Genomic DNA, 17,237 nt, shown 5'->3' on the forward strand with positions numbered 1-17,237 from the left:
TCAGTGATCCGCGTCAGAGACATGGGGAATGTGTAGTATCTGGCCGTCGATCAAGAGGAGGAAATGATCTTCATCGAGACGATTCACGATCTCGCCGTCCTCCGTCATATAATCGGTCTTGGGCGAAGCCGCGTTCTGGCCGGAAATCCTGATCTGCTGAATGACGACGTAGGTCTTCCCTCCGTCGTTCTGACACCGAAACCGCCGTTCCTCTCTATAGTTCGACATGGCTTGGCCTCCATCGCATTCCAACGGAATCTTTGCTCCCATCGATGCGATTTCAAGGCCCTCCGGCTATTTCGGGCGATTTGACGCTGCTTGAGACGCCGCATGCCGAAACACAGTTTGGAATCCGCCAAAGATGAGCCTCGGCGGGGTTCAGCGGGGAGGCATAGGGCGCGCGCTCAATAACGGCGAGATCGTCAACAGACTAGCGGGACGCTGCGTTAGCGACGCGGTTGCCAGCGTTCTGCGTCGCATTGACGGTATTGGCCGCATCGCGACCAAAGCCCTTGATCGTGTTTGCGCACGAACTCAATGCAATGAGCACGCACAAGGCAGCAGCAACTTTCGCGGTGATCGTCATTTTCCCGTCTCCCAGTTGGAGTCGATAGGTAATGCGCGAGGCCGCAAGTTGTTCAAAATGAACCACAATTGCGTTGAGTTGATGCGAGGATTGTTCACGGAAGAGAGTGTCACAAGAAAAAGCCCGGCGGGATAGAATCCACCGGGCCTTTTGCGGACCTACATAGGCGATGCTGGTCCGGCAGCGCGGATTTCAAACGCTGCAACTATGAAACGGCCAACGCCAGCAAAGGTTCCCACAAATGTTGCGTAGGTCGCTATCAAGCTTGTGCCGGACCATGCGATTTTGAGCGGACGACCGGCATCAGCGCCTGCGCCGCCGGGCGTATTTCAACATGCAGCCAGCCAGGGGCAGGCTTACTGGCCGCTTCGAAGGACTTGCGCTGAATAGGCTTGCTAGCGTTGCGGAAGCCAGACCGCTGTGATGGCATGTTAGAGGGGATCGAATTTCAAACTTCCACGTCACAACGGAACTTCATTTCTTTTGTTCACTAATTTTATAGACAATATTTGATGCAACAAAGAAGGAGAGATACATGTCGCTACGATTGGTGGGCATTGCGGGTAGCTTCAACCGTCCGTCAAAAACCTATACCCTTGTCGAGCATATCGCTGGGCTTGCCGCTGAAAACTACGGCTTCTCCACGAAGATTTACGATCTCAAGGATGTCGGCCCGTCGCTTGGTACGGCCCTGTGGCGCAGCGAGCTGGATGCCCAGGCGACCCAGGTTCTCGATGATATCGTCAAGGCGGACGTTCTCGTCATTGGCTCGCCGACCTACAAGGGGTCGTATCCCGGTCTGTTCAAGCATCTGATCGATCTGATCGAGCCGAACGAACTCCGCTCCAAGCCGATCATCATCTCAGCGACCGGTGGCGGGGATCGCCACGCGCTGATTGTAGAGCATCAGTTGCGGCCTCTGTTCGGCTTCTTCATGGCCCACACGCTGCCGACGGCCATCTATGCTTCGGATCGCGATTTCGTCGACTACAAAGTCGCCTCGGAGGCGCTGTCTGGCCGTATTGGCGCTGTTGTCGATGAACTGGCCGCCTTCTCCTTCGTGCCCTCGACAAGAGCTTCACTTCAAGCCGCCGAGTGAACGCAGGAGGGATGATGACATGGACGGTGCGGAGAAAGTGGCGATGGGAAGCGAGCTTTGGAGCGTCTTCGACTTCGCTCGCCGCTATCGGCTGACGATCCGGGAGCAAAATCGCCTCTTGATGCTGTTCGGTCCCGTCGCCAGTGCCACGGACCTGCTTTCGAATGCGAGGCGGAACCAGTTGATCTGAGGGGTAAGGAGAAAACGATGATGCAGTCTCTTCTTCTGTGGGTCCGATCGGTGCTCCGCATCAGTCTTTCCCAACCGGCGGCCGCGCGGATCGAGTGGCCTCAGGACGGCGAGCCGGCAGCCCGCGACTATGAAATCTATTATTGGAACCCATCTCCGGGCCCCTGGTACTGAGGGATCGACATGGTCGTTTTCGATGATCGCCGCATCGCTCTGCGAGACCGGCGAGTGAGCGCAGCAGCAGATACGGCCGCTCCCGTGGTTACGATCCTCGCCTTCGCGTTCCTGTTCGCAATCACGCTAGGCGTTCTCTAGGAACCGACAGCTCGCTCTTAAGACGCGATAAGGATTGATGATGACGCCAGTACTTATTCTCCCCGGGCTCTTTGGATCAGAGGATGCACACTGGCAAAGCGCCTGGCTGCGGGATCATCCCGAAAGTCGTCTCGTCCAGCAGGATAACTGGGATCATCCGAACCTGAATACCTGGCGAGCGAGGCTCGAGGCCGCACTCGAGGATGCCGGAGACGCCTACATCGTTGCCCATAGCCTCGGATGCCTGTTGGCTGCAAGTCTCGCTGGGCGGCCCGCAGCGGGCCGGGTGAGGGGAGCCTTGCTGGTAGCGCCATGCGACCTGCCGGCGACCGACAAACTACATCCAGGGCGGATTGCTTTTGGCACGATGCCAACGGCCGAACTGCCGTTTCCCAGCGCGATCGTCGGTAGCCTGAACGATCATTACATGTCGCTCGACCGCCTGACGCTCTTTGCCCGTCTCTGGGGCAGCGAGTTGCGCAATGCCGGTCTGGCCGGACACATCAATGTCGCCAGCGGCTACGGCCGTTGGCCGGGCGGCTACCGTATCTTTGAGAAGCTGAAAGCAAGAACTCATCATCTCGATAAGATACCGCAGAGGAAGCCGTCGCTCGGCAGAGCGGCTTCGTCGGCGTGGTAATCAATGTCGCTGGCAATCGGTCGTCGACAATATCGCGCGAAGGTGGTCGGCCGAGCTATTTCGTCTCGCAGACGTTCTCCTTCATGGGCGCGACTTTCACGGAAAGTGCAACGCGCCATGGATTAAGAGGTTCTGTAGAATCATAGACAGAATAAATGTGTATAATTGAACTGCCGAGCAGGCGGCTTTGGGCCATTCATCAGTTCAGCATTTTGGCGCAAGTGCTTGAACAGCGGCAGAAAACGGCTACACAATCGCCGTTCATTGAAACCAACGCCATTTACCAACAAGGATCACCGCTCATGAGCCTCCGTATCAACGATATTGCACCGGATTTCACCGCCGACACCACACAGGGTTCCATCCAGTTCCACGACTGGATCGGTGACGGCTGGGCTGTCCTCTTCTCGCATCCGAAGAACTTCACGCCGGTCTGCACGACCGAACTTGGCGCGATGGCCGGGCTGGAACCCGAGTTCCGCAAGCGCGGCGCCAAGATTATCGGCATCTCCGTCGACCCGGTCGAAAGCCACAGCAAGTGGAAGAGCGACATCAAGACGGCGACCGGCTTCGATGTCGACTATCCGTTGATCGGCGACAAGGACCTGAAGGTTGCCAAGCTCTATGACATGCTGCCGGCCGGAACTGGAGAAACGTCCGAAGGCCGCACGCCCGCAGACAATGCGACCGTCCGTTCCGTATTCATCATTGGTCCCGACAAGAAGATCAAACTGATCCTCACCTATCCGATGACGACCGGCAGAAACTTCAACGAGATCCTCCGCGCGATAGACTCCATCCAGTTGACGGCAAAGCACCAGGTTGCGACGCCGGCAAATTGGCAGCAGGGCGAGGACGTCATCATTACGGCCGCCGTCTCCAACGAGGATGCCGTAACCCGCTTCGGTTCGTTTGACACGGTGTTGCCGTACCTGCGCAAGACCAAGCAGCCACAGGCTTAAACGCTTTGGCAGGGGCTAGGCACTGGACGGGAGCGCTTGATGGCACTGGAGCGACAATTGCATCTCGGCGCCTTCATGCGCCCCGTCAGCCTGCATACAGGGGCATGGCGTTATCCGGGCGCCTATCCCGACGCGAACTTCAACTTCAAGCACTTGAAGGAGTTCGCGCAAAAGCTGGAGGCGGCGAAGTTCGACGCCTTCTTCATGGCGGATCATCTCGCCGTGCTCAACATGCCGGTGGAAGCTTTGAAGCGAAGCCAGACGGTAACCTCTTTCGAGCCGTTTACACTGCTGTCTGCCCTTGCCGCCGTCACTGATCGGATCGGCCTCGTTGCGACTGCCTCGACAACCTTCGATGAGCCCTACCACGTAGCTCGCCGCTTCGCCTCGCTCGACCATATCAGCGCCGGTCGGGCGGGCTGGAACATCGTGACGACGGCCAATCCCGATGCCGCGCTGAATTTCGGCCTCGAGGAGCATGTCGAGCATGGCGAACGCTATCACCGCGCCCGCGAATTCTACGACGTGGTCACAGGGCTCTGGGACAGCTTTGCTGACGACGCTTTTACGCGCGATGTCGAGAGCGGTCAGTTCTTCGATCCGGCCAGAATGCACGTCCTCAATCATAAGGGTGAAGAACTCAGCGTCCGCGGCCCACTCAATATCGCTCGGCCGCCGCAAGGTTGGCCTGTGATCGTGCAGGCAGGGCAGTCCGAGCCAGGGCGCCAGCTTGCCGCCGAGACGGCCGAAGTTGTCTTCTGCTCGCCGCGCGATCTACGCGCAGCGCAGGGGCTCTATGCGGATATCAAGGGGCGCATGTCCGCGATCGGACGGGGTCCCGATAACCTCAAGATTCTGCCGGCCGCTTTCATCGTCATCGGCAACAGCGTCGAGGAGGCGCGCGCGAAGCGGGCACGGCTCGATAGTCTCGTTCATTATGACAGTGCCGTCGCTTCGCTCTCGATTGCCCTTGGTCATGATGCTTCTGGCTTCGATCCCGATGGACCCCTGCCTGACATACCGGAGACGAATGCCAGCAAGACTGGCCGCGCCCAAGTTGTGAAGGTCGCTGAAGAAGAGAAGTTAACCGTTCGGCAGCTTGCGCAGCGCTACGGCGGTTATTCTGGCCTGGCCTTCGTGGGGACATCGGAAACAATTGCCGATGAGATGGCGCAATGGCTGGGGGAGCGCGGCAGCGACGGTTTCAACATCGTATTCCCGTATCTTCCCCAGGGTCTCGACGATGTCGTGAACCAGCTCGTACCCGAGCTGCAACGGCGCGGGATTTTCAGACAGGACTATGAGGGCACGACGCTCCGTGAGCACCTCGGCCTTGCTCGACCCGCCAACAGTTTTTTTGTCAGCCCCTGAGACGCTATGTCTGGAGCCTCGAACTCTGTTTGCCCGCATTTACGCGCATAGGTCTCAAGCATTCGCCGGTAGCCATTTATTTCCACTTCCGTGTGCAATACTCCTCGCATCAGCCCAATGGCGCGATACATTGTTGGCTGCAGTGTAACCGGGGGTGGTAAGGAGAAACAAATGAGCAGATTTCGTGCGTTCGTGGCGGCTGGAGCGTTGATCGGTCTTTCGGCTCTCGCATCGGCCTGCGCGACACCGCCGAATTCAATGGGTTCTGCGTCAGGCTATGAGCCCGGAGATTCAATGAATCGAGCCTGCGAGGATGGTTTCAGACCTGGCGACGGCCGCTCCTGCAGCTACTGACCGGCGGTAGCGCATGGTAGCGCTACTGATCTCGTTCATCCGCCTGCTTGATGTCATCCCAATGCGGATAATGCTCGGCACACCACCATCGCGTTTCGCCGCTTTTGGAAGAGGTGTGTCCGAAACCTCCCCATTTCCCGCATCCGACGACGCAGCAATAGTGGTTTACATGAATGTTGGCGCCAGGCGCATGCGAATGATTTTCGATGCTCATCGCGACAGATTCCCAATCGCGCACCTTCATCGCCGCATTTGTACCACACAACGCCTAGGCGGCGCGAGTTCGCTGTCAGGTCGGAGTCGATCGGGTTTCGACGCGGAAGAGGGAATGCCAACTGCCCGGTCGGACGAATGGTCACGGACAGTCGCGTTGCAAATGAGGCGACGAGCTATTCGAGTGCCTCAAATCGAAGGAGTAGCGATCCTGATTTCAGCGGCTAGAGCATGGATTGCTTAGAGCCTGCCGCTCTGATGCCTTGCGGATCGCAATGAGGTTGTTCAGGATGGCGGCGAGCGCGTAGATCGCCGCCCCAAGCAAAGCCATTCATCGGTCAAATACATCGAGTGTTCCGAGGAGAGTGAGTGTCCACTTCTAAAATCGGGAATTGCGCTTGCGCTTACTTCCACATTCTTGCTGCAGATTTGGGTAGCACGGCCCTTTCAACACCGATCTTGCGGTCTTCAATATCGCGTACGGCAACTCTCCGAATCGGACGACGGTTGCGGATGATGGGCCGCGGTTGAAAGCTAGGCAGGTCGGGTGAGGGCGGTCAAGTGTTCGTGATAGCCCTCGCATCTGCTTGATGGCGCGGCATTTCTAGGACACCGCGGCGAGGGGATTAATATGAGCAGGTTTCGGGCAATGATAGCGGCCGGATTGCTGATCGGTCTGAGCGCGGTTGCGTCGGCGTGCACGACGGTGCCGCAGAATCGAAATCCGCCCGATTATCAATATAATCCAAGAACTTCGGTGAACCCGGCTTGCGCGGATGGCTTCAGGCCGAGCAATGAGCGCTCATGCAGTTATTGAGTTGGAATGGTAGGCTGACTATCCGGAACACGCTCAGCCGCGGAGAATCATGACGAACTCAGTGTCTTTGAAATATCCTTTGAAAACAGCGGAGAACTCGTCACACAACTTCTTTGATGCCTCGAAATCCTCGATAACGTGACTGTAGATATCTCGAATAAGGCTTTCCAGTTCGGACGCGGCCAACTCGAATAAGTCCGCAGCGCGCAGTTGTTCATCGGAGGTTAATTCTTATTAACCCAGACTCGCAGCCTGAAAGGATGCGCCGATGATGAAGAAGCTTTTTGCCCCAATCGCAGCCATGGTCCTGGCTGCATCTTTCTCCCTGCCGCTAAACGCGACACCGATCGTCGTGCCGAAAGCAGTACCTATACACACCCCCGACGTCGAGCTTGTCAAACACAAGGGCCATGGGAATGGCTATGCTTATGGTCACTGGAAGAACCGAGGTTACGCATACCGCGACTGCCGGTATTACGGCTCGTGCTACCAGCCACGGTATTCCGGCTATCCACGGTATTATGGATATCCGCGGTACGGCTATCGCGACTATTACTCCTATCAACGTAGGCCAGGTGTGACCGTGTATTTTGATTTTTAGTAGTGCCAGGGACACCAACCTTGGCGCACCATTGAGGAGACTGGAGCCGTCGGCGCGAATGCCGGCGGCCTTCCTCATCCTCCGCAATAGGAATGTCCGGTGGGACCTTTCCGTCTGGCGGCAGATTTGGCTACGCTCTAGGCAGTGTTTCTGGCAGCTCTGATCGCCAGCGCCTGGACCTTTACACACACAACACCGGGCTGCGTCCAGCGACAGGCGCATCGCATGCCTGCGTCGTTCCACATCAGCTTCCGATTGGCGTCTATCGGGATTTGGATTTTCACTCTGAGCGGTACCGATACCTCGACGCAGTGGTTTGCAGGATCAAAGTCGCCGGTGTCGAGCTTGGCTCTTGTGCGGCTGCCAGCCCTCCTTCAATGATTTCAGCTTGAATAGGCGTTCTCCAGTCGGGCGCCCATGGCGCGCGTGTCGAACGGTCTCATGCTTAGGTTCTACTGCCATTGCTCATTCACCACAATGCCAGGTGGTCGAAATAGCACGTTCCGGTTGCTCGATACGGCGCCTCGTTATATTAGAGCCATCTTAGCGTTCTTGATCCACTCCTGTGAGCGTCACGGAAGGTTATCGTGACAGGCAGCATCGACATGACTCAAAAGGCTCGTCCCCTGTTCTTAGTGGCGAGCCTTTTCTTTTGCCTACTCAAGAGGCTAAGCGCCGGCTTTCCGAGAGGTTGCAGACACCGGCTAACCACCAGCGGGTTTTTCGCGCCAGAAATGGCGTTATGATAAACATGAAACTATTGGCGAAAATTCGAAATTATGTAACAAAAACAGTGAAATTGGCGGAAGAGGTGGGATTCGAACCCACGGTACGGTTTCCCGCACGCCGGTTTTCAAGACCGGTTCCTTAAACCACTCGGACACTCTTCCATACAGTTGATTTGACGTCGCTTTCGGAGCTGGCGCCTTTTCTGCTGTCGCCGTCGCGGTGAGCTCAGGCCATGCAGCGTTTAAAGCCGTTCGGGGACAGCGTCAACTGGTTCTGTCGGCTTGGCGGATGGCTACGGGAAGGGAATATCGCCCTGGCGCACGCTCTGCCGGGCGGGCGCCGACTGCATTGTTCAGAGTGTTAAATTAGTGACTTATTAACCATACTAATTAGAATTGTTCCTATCTGGGCGAAATGCTTCGCAAATTCGCCACGAAAGCCGCATGATTAAAGTCTCGTTAGGTTGGTGGGATTAGGGGTGTCTGGCCCGATCGGGGCAGATTTCTTAACCATAACGGTCTTGAGCGGCGTGGGACATATGAAACGAGACTACGGGGCGGCGTCATTCGCAGCGGGGATGCGATGGGTTGGGCTGTCGCTCATCTGCGCAACAGTTACGGCATGCGGTACCGCGCCGACGCCCACGAAACGTACCCACGGCAAGGAATATTTCTCTGAGAAGGAATACGGCGTCAAGGCGAGCCCGCGCGTTGCCACCGGCAATAATATCCCGAAGGGCGGTGGCCGCTATATGGTCGGGGACCCCTACGTGGTGAAGGGGAAGTGGTACTACCCGAAGGAAGATTTCTCCTATAACAAGGTCGGCATCGCATCTTGGTACGGCTCGGCCTTTCATGGTCGTCTGACGGCAAACGGCGAAGTATATGACCAGATGCATCTTTCCGCCGCACACCCGACGTTTCCTCTGCCGAGCTATGCACGTGTGACGAATACGGAGAACGGTTCGTCCATTATCGTGCGCGTCAATGATCGTGGTCCGTATCACGAAGGGCGCATCATCGACCTGTCGAACAAGACGGCGGATATGCTTGACCTGCAGCACAGCGGTACCGGAAAAGTTCGTGTTCAGTATGTCGGTCGGGCGCGCATGGATGGTCACGACATGCCCTATCTGATGGCCTCCTATGTGCCAAAGGGCAGTCGCATTCCGGGTATCAACCCGGGCGGCGGGCAGATCGCCAGCGGGGTCATGGTCGCCTCCAACAGCAAGCGCATAACCGCCGACCAACTCGAGAGCTTCGGCGGCTTCACGCCTGAACCGGAGAGTGTCCCGGTACCGGTCTCGGCGACGTCCTATGCTGGCTCGACCCCGAGCGCCAGCTACAACGCCGCGCCCGTTCCGACACCGATGCCGTCGCCGTCTTTCGGTGGCGCAGCACCGCTTGCAGCGCCAACCGCCGGGCAAATGGTCATTCTGCCGGAATTCGGCCCTTTCCCATATGAACGTCCCTATGGAGGACAGCGTTCTCTGGCGATGGGGTACCAGGAAGAGAGTGCGAAAACCGTTACCGTCGAACTCGCTTTCGATGCAGTGATGGTTCGTAACGACGGTCTCACGCAGGACGCGATCCTGGCATCCTTCAAACGGCAGAAGGCGGCGGTCGCACGCGGCGAGTAACGGCGATCATTGCGTCGTTCTCGGTGCGCCGTTAGCATCGCCAAGGTCGCCCGAACTGTGGGGTTTTCGGTGTTGAAGCGTTTCGTTCGCCTCTGTGTCTGTCTTCTGCCTTTTGCAACGGGGGCCGTTGCAGCGAGCAGCGATACCAACGCTTCGTTCGTGACCAAGGCTGCGCAGGCCTACATGATCGAGGCGTCTACTGGCACAGTGCTTCTTGCGAAGAACGAGAATCAGACCTTCTCGCCGGCCTCGCTTGCTAAGCTGATGACGGTTGATCTCGTCTTCGACGCGCTCACAAAGAACCAGATCACGCTCGATACGCTGTATCCCGTTTCCGAATATGCCTGGCGAACCGGCGGTGCGCCGTCGCGCACGGCGACGATGTTCGCCGCCCTCAAATCGAATGTCCGCGTCGAGGATCTGATCAAGGGTATTGCCATTCAAGGCGCCAATGACAGCTGTATCATTCTTGCGGAAGGAATGAGCGGTAGTGAGCCGGCCTTTGCGGCGGCCATGACGCGGCGCGCCAAAACGCTCGGCATGGAGCAGTCTATTTTCGAAAATTCGACGGGGTTGCCTGACGGCAAGAGCAAGACGACGGTGCTTGATATGGTGACGCTGGCTGCCGAATTGCAGAAGTCCTACCCGAACCTATACCTATATTTCGCTCAGCCCGATTTCGAATGGAACAGGATCTTCCAGCGCAACCGCAACCCGCTGCTCGGTTTCGGCATGGGGGTTGATGGCCTGGCGACAGGTTTTGCGGAGGGGGAGGGATACTCCATCGTCGCTTCAGCCGAACGCGACGGTAGGCGGCTCTTTATGGCACTGGGAGGTATTGCCTCCGACAAGGAGCGCACCGAAGAGGCCAAGCGCGTGCTTGAATGGGGGCTGACAGCCTTTGAAAGCAGGCAGATTTTTGGCGATGCGGAAGTGATTGGGCAGGCGAGCGTTTACGGCGGAGCGTCACGAAACGTCGATCTTGTCGCGAAGACGCCTGTGAGCGTCTACATACCAATCAGCAATCCCGAGCGGTTGTCCGCACGCATCGTCTACCGTTGGCCGTTGACGGCTCCCGTGGAGGCGGGCCACGAAATCGGAACATTGCGGATCTCTGCTGGTGGTCGTCTGCTGCGTGAGGTGCCGCTCTACACGAAAGAAACCGTGGCAGTCGGCTCATTGGGCAGCCGCGCCGTCGATGCGCTCATGGAGCTCGGCGAGACGTTGCTGTTCTCGTGGCTGTGGGATAAGCCCGAACCCACGTGATCGCCATATTCGCCGTTCAGGGTGAGAGTTGTCGTCGGGCGGTTTCGCTTTTCGCTGCCTTCCGCTAGATGTACGGCAGTGGTGTGGGTGATCGCCGTAATGCAGGAAGTAGTCATTGGCATCCGGTACTGGGTTGTTTGTAACGTTTGAAGGCGGGGAGGGTGCGGGCAAGTCGACGCAGATCCGCCGCCTTGCCGAGTCTCTCCGTGCTCGCGGCTACGACGTGCTGTTGACGAGAGAGCCGGGTGGTTCGCCCGGCGCGGAAGCCGTGCGTCATGTGCTTCTGTCGGGTGCTGCCGAGGCCTTTGGCACGCGCATGGAGGCAATCCTGTTTGCAGCGGCACGCAGTGATCACGTCGAGGAAGTCATCCGACCGGCTCTAATGAGCGGCAAGGTGGTCCTTTGCGATCGTTTCATGGATTCGTCCCGCGTCTATCAGGGTGTGACCGGCAATCTTGAATCGGAATTCATCGAGGCGCTGCAGCGCGCCGCCGTCAATGGCATCGTCCCCGATTGTACGCTTATTCTCGATCTGCCGGCGCTAGCCGGTCTGGAGCGCGCCCGGAGGCGGGGTGCTGCTGGCGATGTGGGTCCGGATCGGTTCGAGAAGGAGGAGCTCGAAACCCACGAGAAGCGTCGGGAAGCGTTTCTTGACATAGCCGTGCGGGAGCCTGACCGTTGCCACATCATCGATGCGATGCGGACCGAAGAGGTTATTGCGGCGGAGATTCTGGATGCCGTCCAGAAGCGACTGCCGCACCCGGCAGCGGCCAAGATGGCGGAAGCAGCTCATGAGTGATGAACGGCCAGGATTGCTGGACGGTGCCATCTGGCCAGCCGAGAACATGAAACTATTTGGCCACGAGGATGCCGAGGCATTTCTGGCGCAGTCATACCGTTCGGGTAAGGGCCATCACGCGATCCTGATAGAGGGGCCAGCGGGCATCGGCAAGGCGACGCTGGCGTTCCGCTTTGCAAACCATGTGCTTACACATCCGGATCCAGCCAGTGCACCGGAATTGCTGGGCGATCCCGATCCGGCCTCGTCCGTCAGCCGCCAGATTGCTTCCGGCGCGTCGCATAACCTGCTTCACCTGGCGCGACCGGTCGACGAAAAGACAGGGAAGATCAAGTCTGCCATCACAGTCGATGAGGTAAGGCGGGCAGGGCAGTTCTTCTCGCAGACCTCGGGCACCGGCAATTGGCGCATCGTCATCATCGACCCAGCCGATGACATGAACCGCAATGCCGCGAACGCGATTCTGAAGATTCTCGAGGAGCCACCGAAGCGCGCGTTATTCCTGCTGATCTCGCATGCACCCGGCAAACTGTTACCGACAATTCGCTCGCGTTGCCTGCCATTGAAACTTGCGCCGCTTGATGACCGTGCCCTCGGCGCTGCGCTAGCACATCTTGGCATCGACGCCGCCGATCACGACCTTCTTGCGGCAGCGAACGGTAGCGTGGGCGAGGCGCTGAAGCTTGTGAATTATGGCGGCGGCGAGATCATTGCCGCCTATAACGAGGTTCTGCAAACGCAGGGCGCATCCGCCCGGCGGGCAATGCACCGGCTGGCGGATGCGCTTTCCAGCAAGGATAGCGATACGACCTTCGAATTCTTCGCCAGCTATGTCGGCGAAGATCTGATGCGCAGGGCGCGGGCCGCGGCGATTGCGGGGCAGGTGACCGCGGCCGAGCGGCTGGCCCGGTTGCAGTCCGATATCGGCGAGCGACTGACGGTTTCCGATGCCTACAATCTGGATCGCAAGCAAACGATCCTCGGTATCCTCGGAGACATCAAGCAGCCTGGTCCTTGATCACGGCGCGAGCAGCTTCCATGCGACGACGCCGAGCGTCAACGCCAGCACGATGCGGATCGTCCGTTCATGAAGCTTCGGTGCGATCAGGCTACCGGCGACGATGCCGGGGATTGACCCCAGCAGAAGAGCAAACAGCATGCCCCAGTTGATCTCGCCGATCATCCAGTAGCCCATGCCACCGATCAGCGTCAGGGGAACGGCGTGCACGATGTCGGAACCGACGATCTCGCGGACATCAAGGCGCGGGTAGAGCACGAGCAGTACCGTCACGCCCAGGGCGCCTGCGCCAACTGATGTCAGCGTCACCAGGATGCCAAGTGCCAGGCCAAGCACCGTTGTCCAGATGCCAATCGTGACTGGCTTAGGCGGGGAGCGCTCTCCGATTGCATGGAGCGCGAACGCCAGAACTTGCTTGCGAAAGAGCAGCATCAATGCGGTCATGACAAGCAGCCAGCCAAGCGCTGTCGTGATCGTGTGGGCGACTTCCACGCTCTTTCGGTCGACACCGGCCATCAGCCAGAGCATCAAGAGGGCGGCCGGAACGCTGCCGGCGGCAAGACAGCCGACGATGCGCCAGTTTACCCTACCGTGGATCCCGTGCACAGCCGTTCCTGCTGTCTTGGTAACCGCAGCGTAGAGCAGATCGGTTCCGACGGCTGTGGCCGGATGAATACCGAAGACCAGCACCAGCAGAGGCGTCATGAGCGATCCGCCGCCAACTCCCGTGATGCCGACCAGAGTGCCGACGAGAAGCCCCGAAAGGGAGTAGAGGGGGTTGAAACTGGAAAGGTCAGTCAAGAAGCGACCTCGAGCCTGCGCGTGAAATGGTGCTGCCGAGTGCTGAAGATGTCACGTCGCTGTTGCTCCGCCTTTGAGTTTTCTTTGGGTAGAATGCGTCTAAAATCGAGTCAAGTGCAGCACGTCCGTCATCGGTAAATCGCCGATGCTTTCGAAACTTGGTGTTTCGCTTCGTCATGACATGCGCTAAGAGCGGCTGACAAATTTTATAGAGTAAGCCGGACACGAATGGCCGCCATGACAGACAAGACACCCTTCTACATCACCACCGCGATTTCCTACCCGAACGGCAAGCCGCATATCGGCCACGCCTACGAGCTGATCGCGACGGATGCCATGGCGCGCTACCAGCGCCTCGACGGCAAGGATGTCTTCTTCCTGACGGGCACGGATGAGCACGGCCAGAAGATGCAGCAGACGGCGCGCGCCGAAGGCATCTCGGCACAGGAGCTTGCCGACCGCAACTCCGGCGAATTCGAGGCTATGGCGAAGCTGCTCAATGCGTCGAACGACGATTTCATTCGCACGACACAGCAGCGTCACCACGAGACCTCGCAGAACATCTGGAACCTGATGGCCGACAACGGCGATATCTACAAGGATTCCTACGCCGGCTGGTACTCGGTGCGTGACGAAGCTTACTATCAGGAAAACGAGACCGAGCTGCGCGCCGATGGTGTGCGCTATGGCCCGCAAGGCACGCCTGTCGAGTGGGTCGAAGAGGCGAGCTATTTCTTCAAGCTTTCCGAATATCAGGACAAGCTGCTCGCGCACTACGAAGCCAACCCGGATTTTATCGGCCCGGCCGAGCGTCGGAACGAAGTCATCTCTTTCGTGAAGTCGGGGCTCAAGGATCTCTCGATCTCGCGCACGACGTTCGATTGGGGCATCAAGGTACCGAACGACCCGTCTCACGTCATGTACGTCTGGGTTGACGCCCTGACGAACTACATTACGGCGACCGGCTACATCGAGGATCGCAACGGTCCCCGCGCGAAGTATTGGCCTGCCGATGTTCACATCATCGGCAAGGACATCATCCGCTTCCATGCGGTCTATTGGCCTGCTTTCCTGATGTCGGCGAAGCTGCCACTTCCCAAGCGCGTCTTCGCGCACGGCTTCCTGCTCAACAAGGGTGAGAAGATGTCGAAGTCGCTCGGCAACGTCGTCGACCCGGTCAATCTGGTGAACCACTTCGGCCTCGATCAGGTGCGCTACTTCTTCCTGCGCGAAGTCTCCTTCGGCCAGGACGGCAGCTACAGCGAGGAGGCTATCGGCACCCGTATCAACTCTGACCTTGCCAACGGCATCGGAAACCTCGCGAGCCGCTCGCTGTCGATGATCGTCAAGAACTGCGACGGCAAGATCCCGGAATGCGGTCCGCTGACGGATGAGGACAAGGCGATGTTGGCTCAGGCCGACGCGCTGCTCGCTACGACACGCGACGATATGGGCAAGCAGCTCATCCATCGTGCTCTGGCCTCGATTATCTCCGTCGTTTCGGAAACCGATCGCTATTTCGCCAGCCAGGAGCCATGGGCTCTGAAGAAGATCGATCCCGCGCGCATGGGCACTGTGCTCTACGTCACGGCCGAAGTCGTCCGCCAAATCGCCATTCTGCTGCAGCCATTCGTGCCGGAATCGGCTGGCAAGCTGCTGGATCTCGTTGCTGCTCCTGCCGATAAGCGCGGCTTCGCAACACTCGGCGAGGCCGGCCGCCTCCTCGCCGGCACACCGCTCGAAGCGCCGAAGCCAGTGTTCCCGCGTTACGTCGCGCCGGAAGCGTGAGGACGCCATGCTGATCGATACGCATTGTCATCTGGATTTCGCCGACTTCGAAGAGGAGCGGGACGAGATCGTCAAGCGCGCTCACGACGCCGGCGTCAAGCAGATGGTGACGATCTCGACGCGGGTGCGCAAGCTCGACGGCCTTCTGGCGATCACGGAGAGATATCCGTCGGTCTTCTGTTCTGTCGGAACCCATCCGAACAACGCCGGAGATGAGCTCGACATTCAGACCGAAGAGCTGGTGCGGCTGGCCAAGGCCCATGAGAAGATCGTGGCGATCGGGGAGGCTGGTCTGGACTATTTCTACGACGTGCAGAAGCCAGAGGACCAGAAGACGGGACTGCGGCGCCATATCGATGCATCGCGCGAAACACAGCTGCCGCTGGTGATCCATAGCCGCAGCGCCGATGAAGACATGGCGGCAATCCTGACAGAGGAAACGGGCAGGGGGGCGTTTCCCTTCATTCTCCATTGCTTCTCGTCGGGCGCGGAACTGGCAAGGGTCGGAGTCGAATTGGGCGGCTATGTCTCATTCTCTGGCATTCTGACATTCCCGAAATCAGAGGAATTACGCGACATTGCCAAGACTATCCCTCATGATCGCTTATTGGTCGAAACGGACGCGCCGTACCTTGCGCCGAAGCGCTGGCGCGGCAAGCGCAACGAACCTTCCTACGTGGTGAACACCGCCGAGGTTCTGGCCGAGACGCTCGGACTTAGCTACGCAGAGATGGCGCGGATCACGACGGAGAACGCATTCCGCATTTTCTCAAAGATGCCGAGGATCTGACAGCGTGGGATACAGACGGCGTTTCACCATTCTCGGCTGTTCGTCGTCGCCCGGCGTTCCTCGCATTACAGGTGACTGGGGCGCCTGCGATCCAGCCAATCCGAAGAACCGCCGTACCCGTGCGGCCTTCATGGTGCAGCAATTTGATGACAACGGTGGCGTCACCACCGTCGTTGTCGACACTGGGCCGGACTTTCGCGAGCAGATGATCGCCGCCGGCGTCACGCACATCGATGCGGTTCTCTATACACATCCGCATGCCGACCACATTCATGGTCTCGACGATCTTCGCGGCTATTTCTATGGATCACAGCAACGCGTTCCTATCCATGCCACGAAGGAGACGATGGATCGCATTCGCCAGGGGTTCGGCTACTGCATGGAGACGCCCCCCGGCAGTAACTATCCGCCGATCGTCGAACCCAAGATCATTGAATGCATCGACCTGCCGCTGCGAATTAGCGGCGCCGGAGGCACGATTTCATTCCGTCCCCACACACAGCAGCATGGTGATATCACGTCGCTGGGATTCCGCATCGGAGATGTCGCTTATTGCAGTGATATCAGTGACTTTCCTCCGGAAACTGTCACGAAACTTCAGGATCTCGATGTCCTGATTATCGACGCGCTGCAGTACCGATATCATCCCAGCCACCTGTCGCTGGAACAGTCCTTGGACTGGATTGATCGTCTGAAGCCAAAGCGGGCAATCCTGACCCACATGCATACCCCGCTCGACTACGACACCGTTATGGCCGAGACGCCGGACCACGTCACACCAGCTTATGACCAGATGAGCTTCGATATCGAGTTGGCGGAGCTGGAAAGCGTCTGAGACCCGTCTGACGCTTTTTAGCATGCGCTTCGCGCTCTCTGGCGCTGAAACTTCTCATGCCAGGGCCGCCGTTAAAGCGGCGACCGGTAAAGGGCGAGTGATTTTCTCAACAAGCATCAACGTACGTTCATAATGAGCTGAAAGAGAAGGTCTTTTTTAAATCTGATCCGGGTCGTCTTGATGACGTTCGCGGTGGACATCAATTGCCCCGATAGTTCCATAATCTATCTTATGCGATTCACAAATGTAGGAGGGTGGGTTCAAGGATGAAGTGCGACTTGCGAATGATACCAATGGGTTATCACTCGCAAGGAAGATGCAATGAAACGGACCTACTCCCATATTGATCTGGATGAACGACGCAAGATCGCCCGGTGGCGAATGACTGGCCTGAGCGTTGAGAGTATTGCCGAGAAGCTCGGCCG

General features: G+C 58.2%; 20 protein-coding genes and 1 tRNA gene. 17 read left to right on the forward strand and 4 right to left on the reverse strand.

Annotated elements, in window-relative coordinates:
• Both ATY80_RS24795 and ATY80_RS24800 read right to left on the reverse strand, forming a co-directional pair.
• The gene (locus ATY80_RS24795) at positions 1–228 is read right to left on the reverse strand and encodes a hypothetical protein (protein WP_088694970.1); all 228 of its coding nucleotides are present in this window, start codon (positions 226–228) and stop codon (positions 1–3) included.
• Positions 229–430: 202 nt separating this feature from the next.
• Positions 431–586 (reverse strand): entericidin, encoded by a 156-nt coding sequence (locus ATY80_RS24800; protein ID WP_088694936.1) that lies wholly within the window; start codon positions 584–586, stop codon positions 431–433.
• A 535-nt stretch (positions 587–1,121) separates the two neighbouring features.
• On the opposite strand from ATY80_RS24800, the gene msuE reads away from it, so the two are divergent.
• From msuE to ATY80_RS24840, 9 genes are all read left to right on the forward strand, one after another.
• Positions 1,122–1,685, forward strand: a complete 564-nt coding sequence (gene msuE / locus ATY80_RS24805; protein WP_088694937.1) for an FMN reductase — start codon at positions 1,122–1,124, stop codon at positions 1,683–1,685.
• Between the two features lie 19 nt (positions 1,686–1,704).
• The gene (locus ATY80_RS29120) at positions 1,705–1,875 is read left to right on the forward strand and encodes a hypothetical protein (protein ID WP_189637259.1); all 171 of its coding nucleotides are present in this window, start codon (positions 1,705–1,707) and stop codon (positions 1,873–1,875) included.
• Positions 1,876–1,892: 17 nt separating this feature from the next.
• Entirely contained in the window at positions 1,893–2,048 is a 156-nt protein-coding gene (locus ATY80_RS29125) for a hypothetical protein (protein WP_189637260.1), read from the forward strand.
• Positions 2,049–2,229: 181 nt separating this feature from the next.
• Positions 2,230–2,829: an alpha/beta hydrolase gene (locus ATY80_RS24810; protein WP_088694971.1), complete on the forward strand. Its 600-nt coding sequence runs from the start codon at positions 2,230–2,232 to the stop codon at positions 2,827–2,829.
• 302 nt (positions 2,830–3,131) lie between these two features.
• Positions 3,132–3,791: a peroxiredoxin gene (locus ATY80_RS24815; RefSeq protein WP_088694938.1), complete on the forward strand. Its 660-nt coding sequence runs from the start codon at positions 3,132–3,134 to the stop codon at positions 3,789–3,791.
• 39 nt (positions 3,792–3,830) lie between these two features.
• Complete coding sequence (locus ATY80_RS24820) at positions 3,831–5,162, forward strand: LLM class flavin-dependent oxidoreductase (RefSeq protein WP_088694939.1); 1,332 nt, start codon at positions 3,831–3,833, stop codon at positions 5,160–5,162.
• 171 nt (positions 5,163–5,333) lie between these two features.
• Positions 5,334–5,516, forward strand: a complete 183-nt coding sequence (locus ATY80_RS29825) for a hypothetical protein (RefSeq protein WP_088694940.1) — start codon at positions 5,334–5,336, stop codon at positions 5,514–5,516.
• Between the two features lie 844 nt (positions 5,517–6,360).
• Positions 6,361–6,546: a hypothetical protein gene (locus ATY80_RS29835; RefSeq protein WP_088694941.1), complete on the forward strand. Its 186-nt coding sequence runs from the start codon at positions 6,361–6,363 to the stop codon at positions 6,544–6,546.
• Positions 6,547–6,817: 271 nt separating this feature from the next.
• Positions 6,818–7,147 carry a hypothetical protein gene (locus tag ATY80_RS24840; protein ID WP_088694973.1) on the forward strand — a complete coding sequence of 110 codons (330 nt, stop codon included), beginning with the start codon at positions 6,818–6,820 and terminating at the stop codon, positions 7,145–7,147.
• A gap of 800 nt (positions 7,148–7,947) precedes the next feature.
• Here the strand turns inward: ATY80_RS24840 and ATY80_RS24850 are convergent.
• A tRNA-Ser gene (locus ATY80_RS24850) sits at positions 7,948–8,037 on the reverse strand.
• 377 nt (positions 8,038–8,414) lie between these two features.
• Here ATY80_RS24850 and ATY80_RS24855 point away from each other — a divergent pair.
• The 4 genes from ATY80_RS24855 to ATY80_RS24870 all read left to right on the forward strand — a co-directional run bounded on the left by ATY80_RS24855 (position 8,415) and on the right by ATY80_RS24870 (position 12,598).
• Complete coding sequence (locus tag ATY80_RS24855) at positions 8,415–9,515, forward strand: septal ring lytic transglycosylase RlpA family protein (RefSeq protein ID WP_088694942.1); 1,101 nt, start codon at positions 8,415–8,417, stop codon at positions 9,513–9,515.
• A 69-nt stretch (positions 9,516–9,584) separates the two neighbouring features.
• Positions 9,585–10,781, forward strand: coding sequence for a D-alanyl-D-alanine carboxypeptidase family protein (locus tag ATY80_RS24860; RefSeq protein WP_088694943.1), 1,197 nt, complete (start codon positions 9,585–9,587; stop codon positions 10,779–10,781).
• A gap of 115 nt (positions 10,782–10,896) precedes the next feature.
• On the forward strand, positions 10,897–11,580 hold the full coding sequence (tmk, locus tag ATY80_RS24865; RefSeq protein WP_088694944.1) for a dTMP kinase: 684 nt from the start codon (positions 10,897–10,899) through the stop codon (positions 11,578–11,580).
• Positions 11,573–12,598 carry a DNA polymerase III subunit delta' gene (locus ATY80_RS24870; protein WP_088694945.1) on the forward strand — a complete coding sequence of 342 codons (1,026 nt, stop codon included), beginning with the start codon at positions 11,573–11,575 and terminating at the stop codon, positions 12,596–12,598. The genes tmk and ATY80_RS24870 overlap by 8 nt, the downstream gene beginning before the upstream one ends.
• On the opposite strand, the gene ATY80_RS24875 is transcribed toward ATY80_RS24870, so the two are convergent.
• A complete protein-coding gene (locus tag ATY80_RS24875) occupies positions 12,599–13,399 on the reverse strand; it encodes a sulfite exporter TauE/SafE family protein (protein WP_088694946.1) in 801 nt (266 codons plus the stop codon). It abuts the gene before it with no gap.
• A gap of 237 nt (positions 13,400–13,636) precedes the next feature.
• Here ATY80_RS24875 and metG point away from each other — a divergent pair, with 237 nt between their 5' ends.
• The 4 genes from metG to ATY80_RS24895 all read left to right on the forward strand — a co-directional run.
• Positions 13,637–15,187 (forward strand): methionine--tRNA ligase, encoded by a 1,551-nt coding sequence (gene metG, locus ATY80_RS24880; protein WP_088694974.1) that lies wholly within the window; start codon positions 13,637–13,639, stop codon positions 15,185–15,187.
• 7 nt (positions 15,188–15,194) lie between these two features.
• Positions 15,195–15,977 carry a TatD family hydrolase gene (locus ATY80_RS24885; RefSeq protein WP_088694947.1) on the forward strand — a complete coding sequence of 261 codons (783 nt, stop codon included), beginning with the start codon at positions 15,195–15,197 and terminating at the stop codon, positions 15,975–15,977.
• A 4-nt stretch (positions 15,978–15,981) separates the two neighbouring features.
• Complete coding sequence (locus ATY80_RS24890) at positions 15,982–16,812, forward strand: MBL fold metallo-hydrolase (RefSeq protein WP_088694948.1); 831 nt, start codon at positions 15,982–15,984, stop codon at positions 16,810–16,812.
• A 321-nt stretch (positions 16,813–17,133) separates the two neighbouring features.
• A partial coding sequence (locus ATY80_RS24895) for a helix-turn-helix domain-containing protein (RefSeq protein ID WP_141105592.1) occupies positions 17,134–17,237 on the forward strand: 104 nt, incomplete at its 3' end.

The organism is Rhizobium sp. R711, from assembly GCF_002211365.1.
Taxonomy (GTDB): domain Bacteria; phylum Pseudomonadota; class Alphaproteobacteria; order Rhizobiales; family Rhizobiaceae; genus Rhizobium.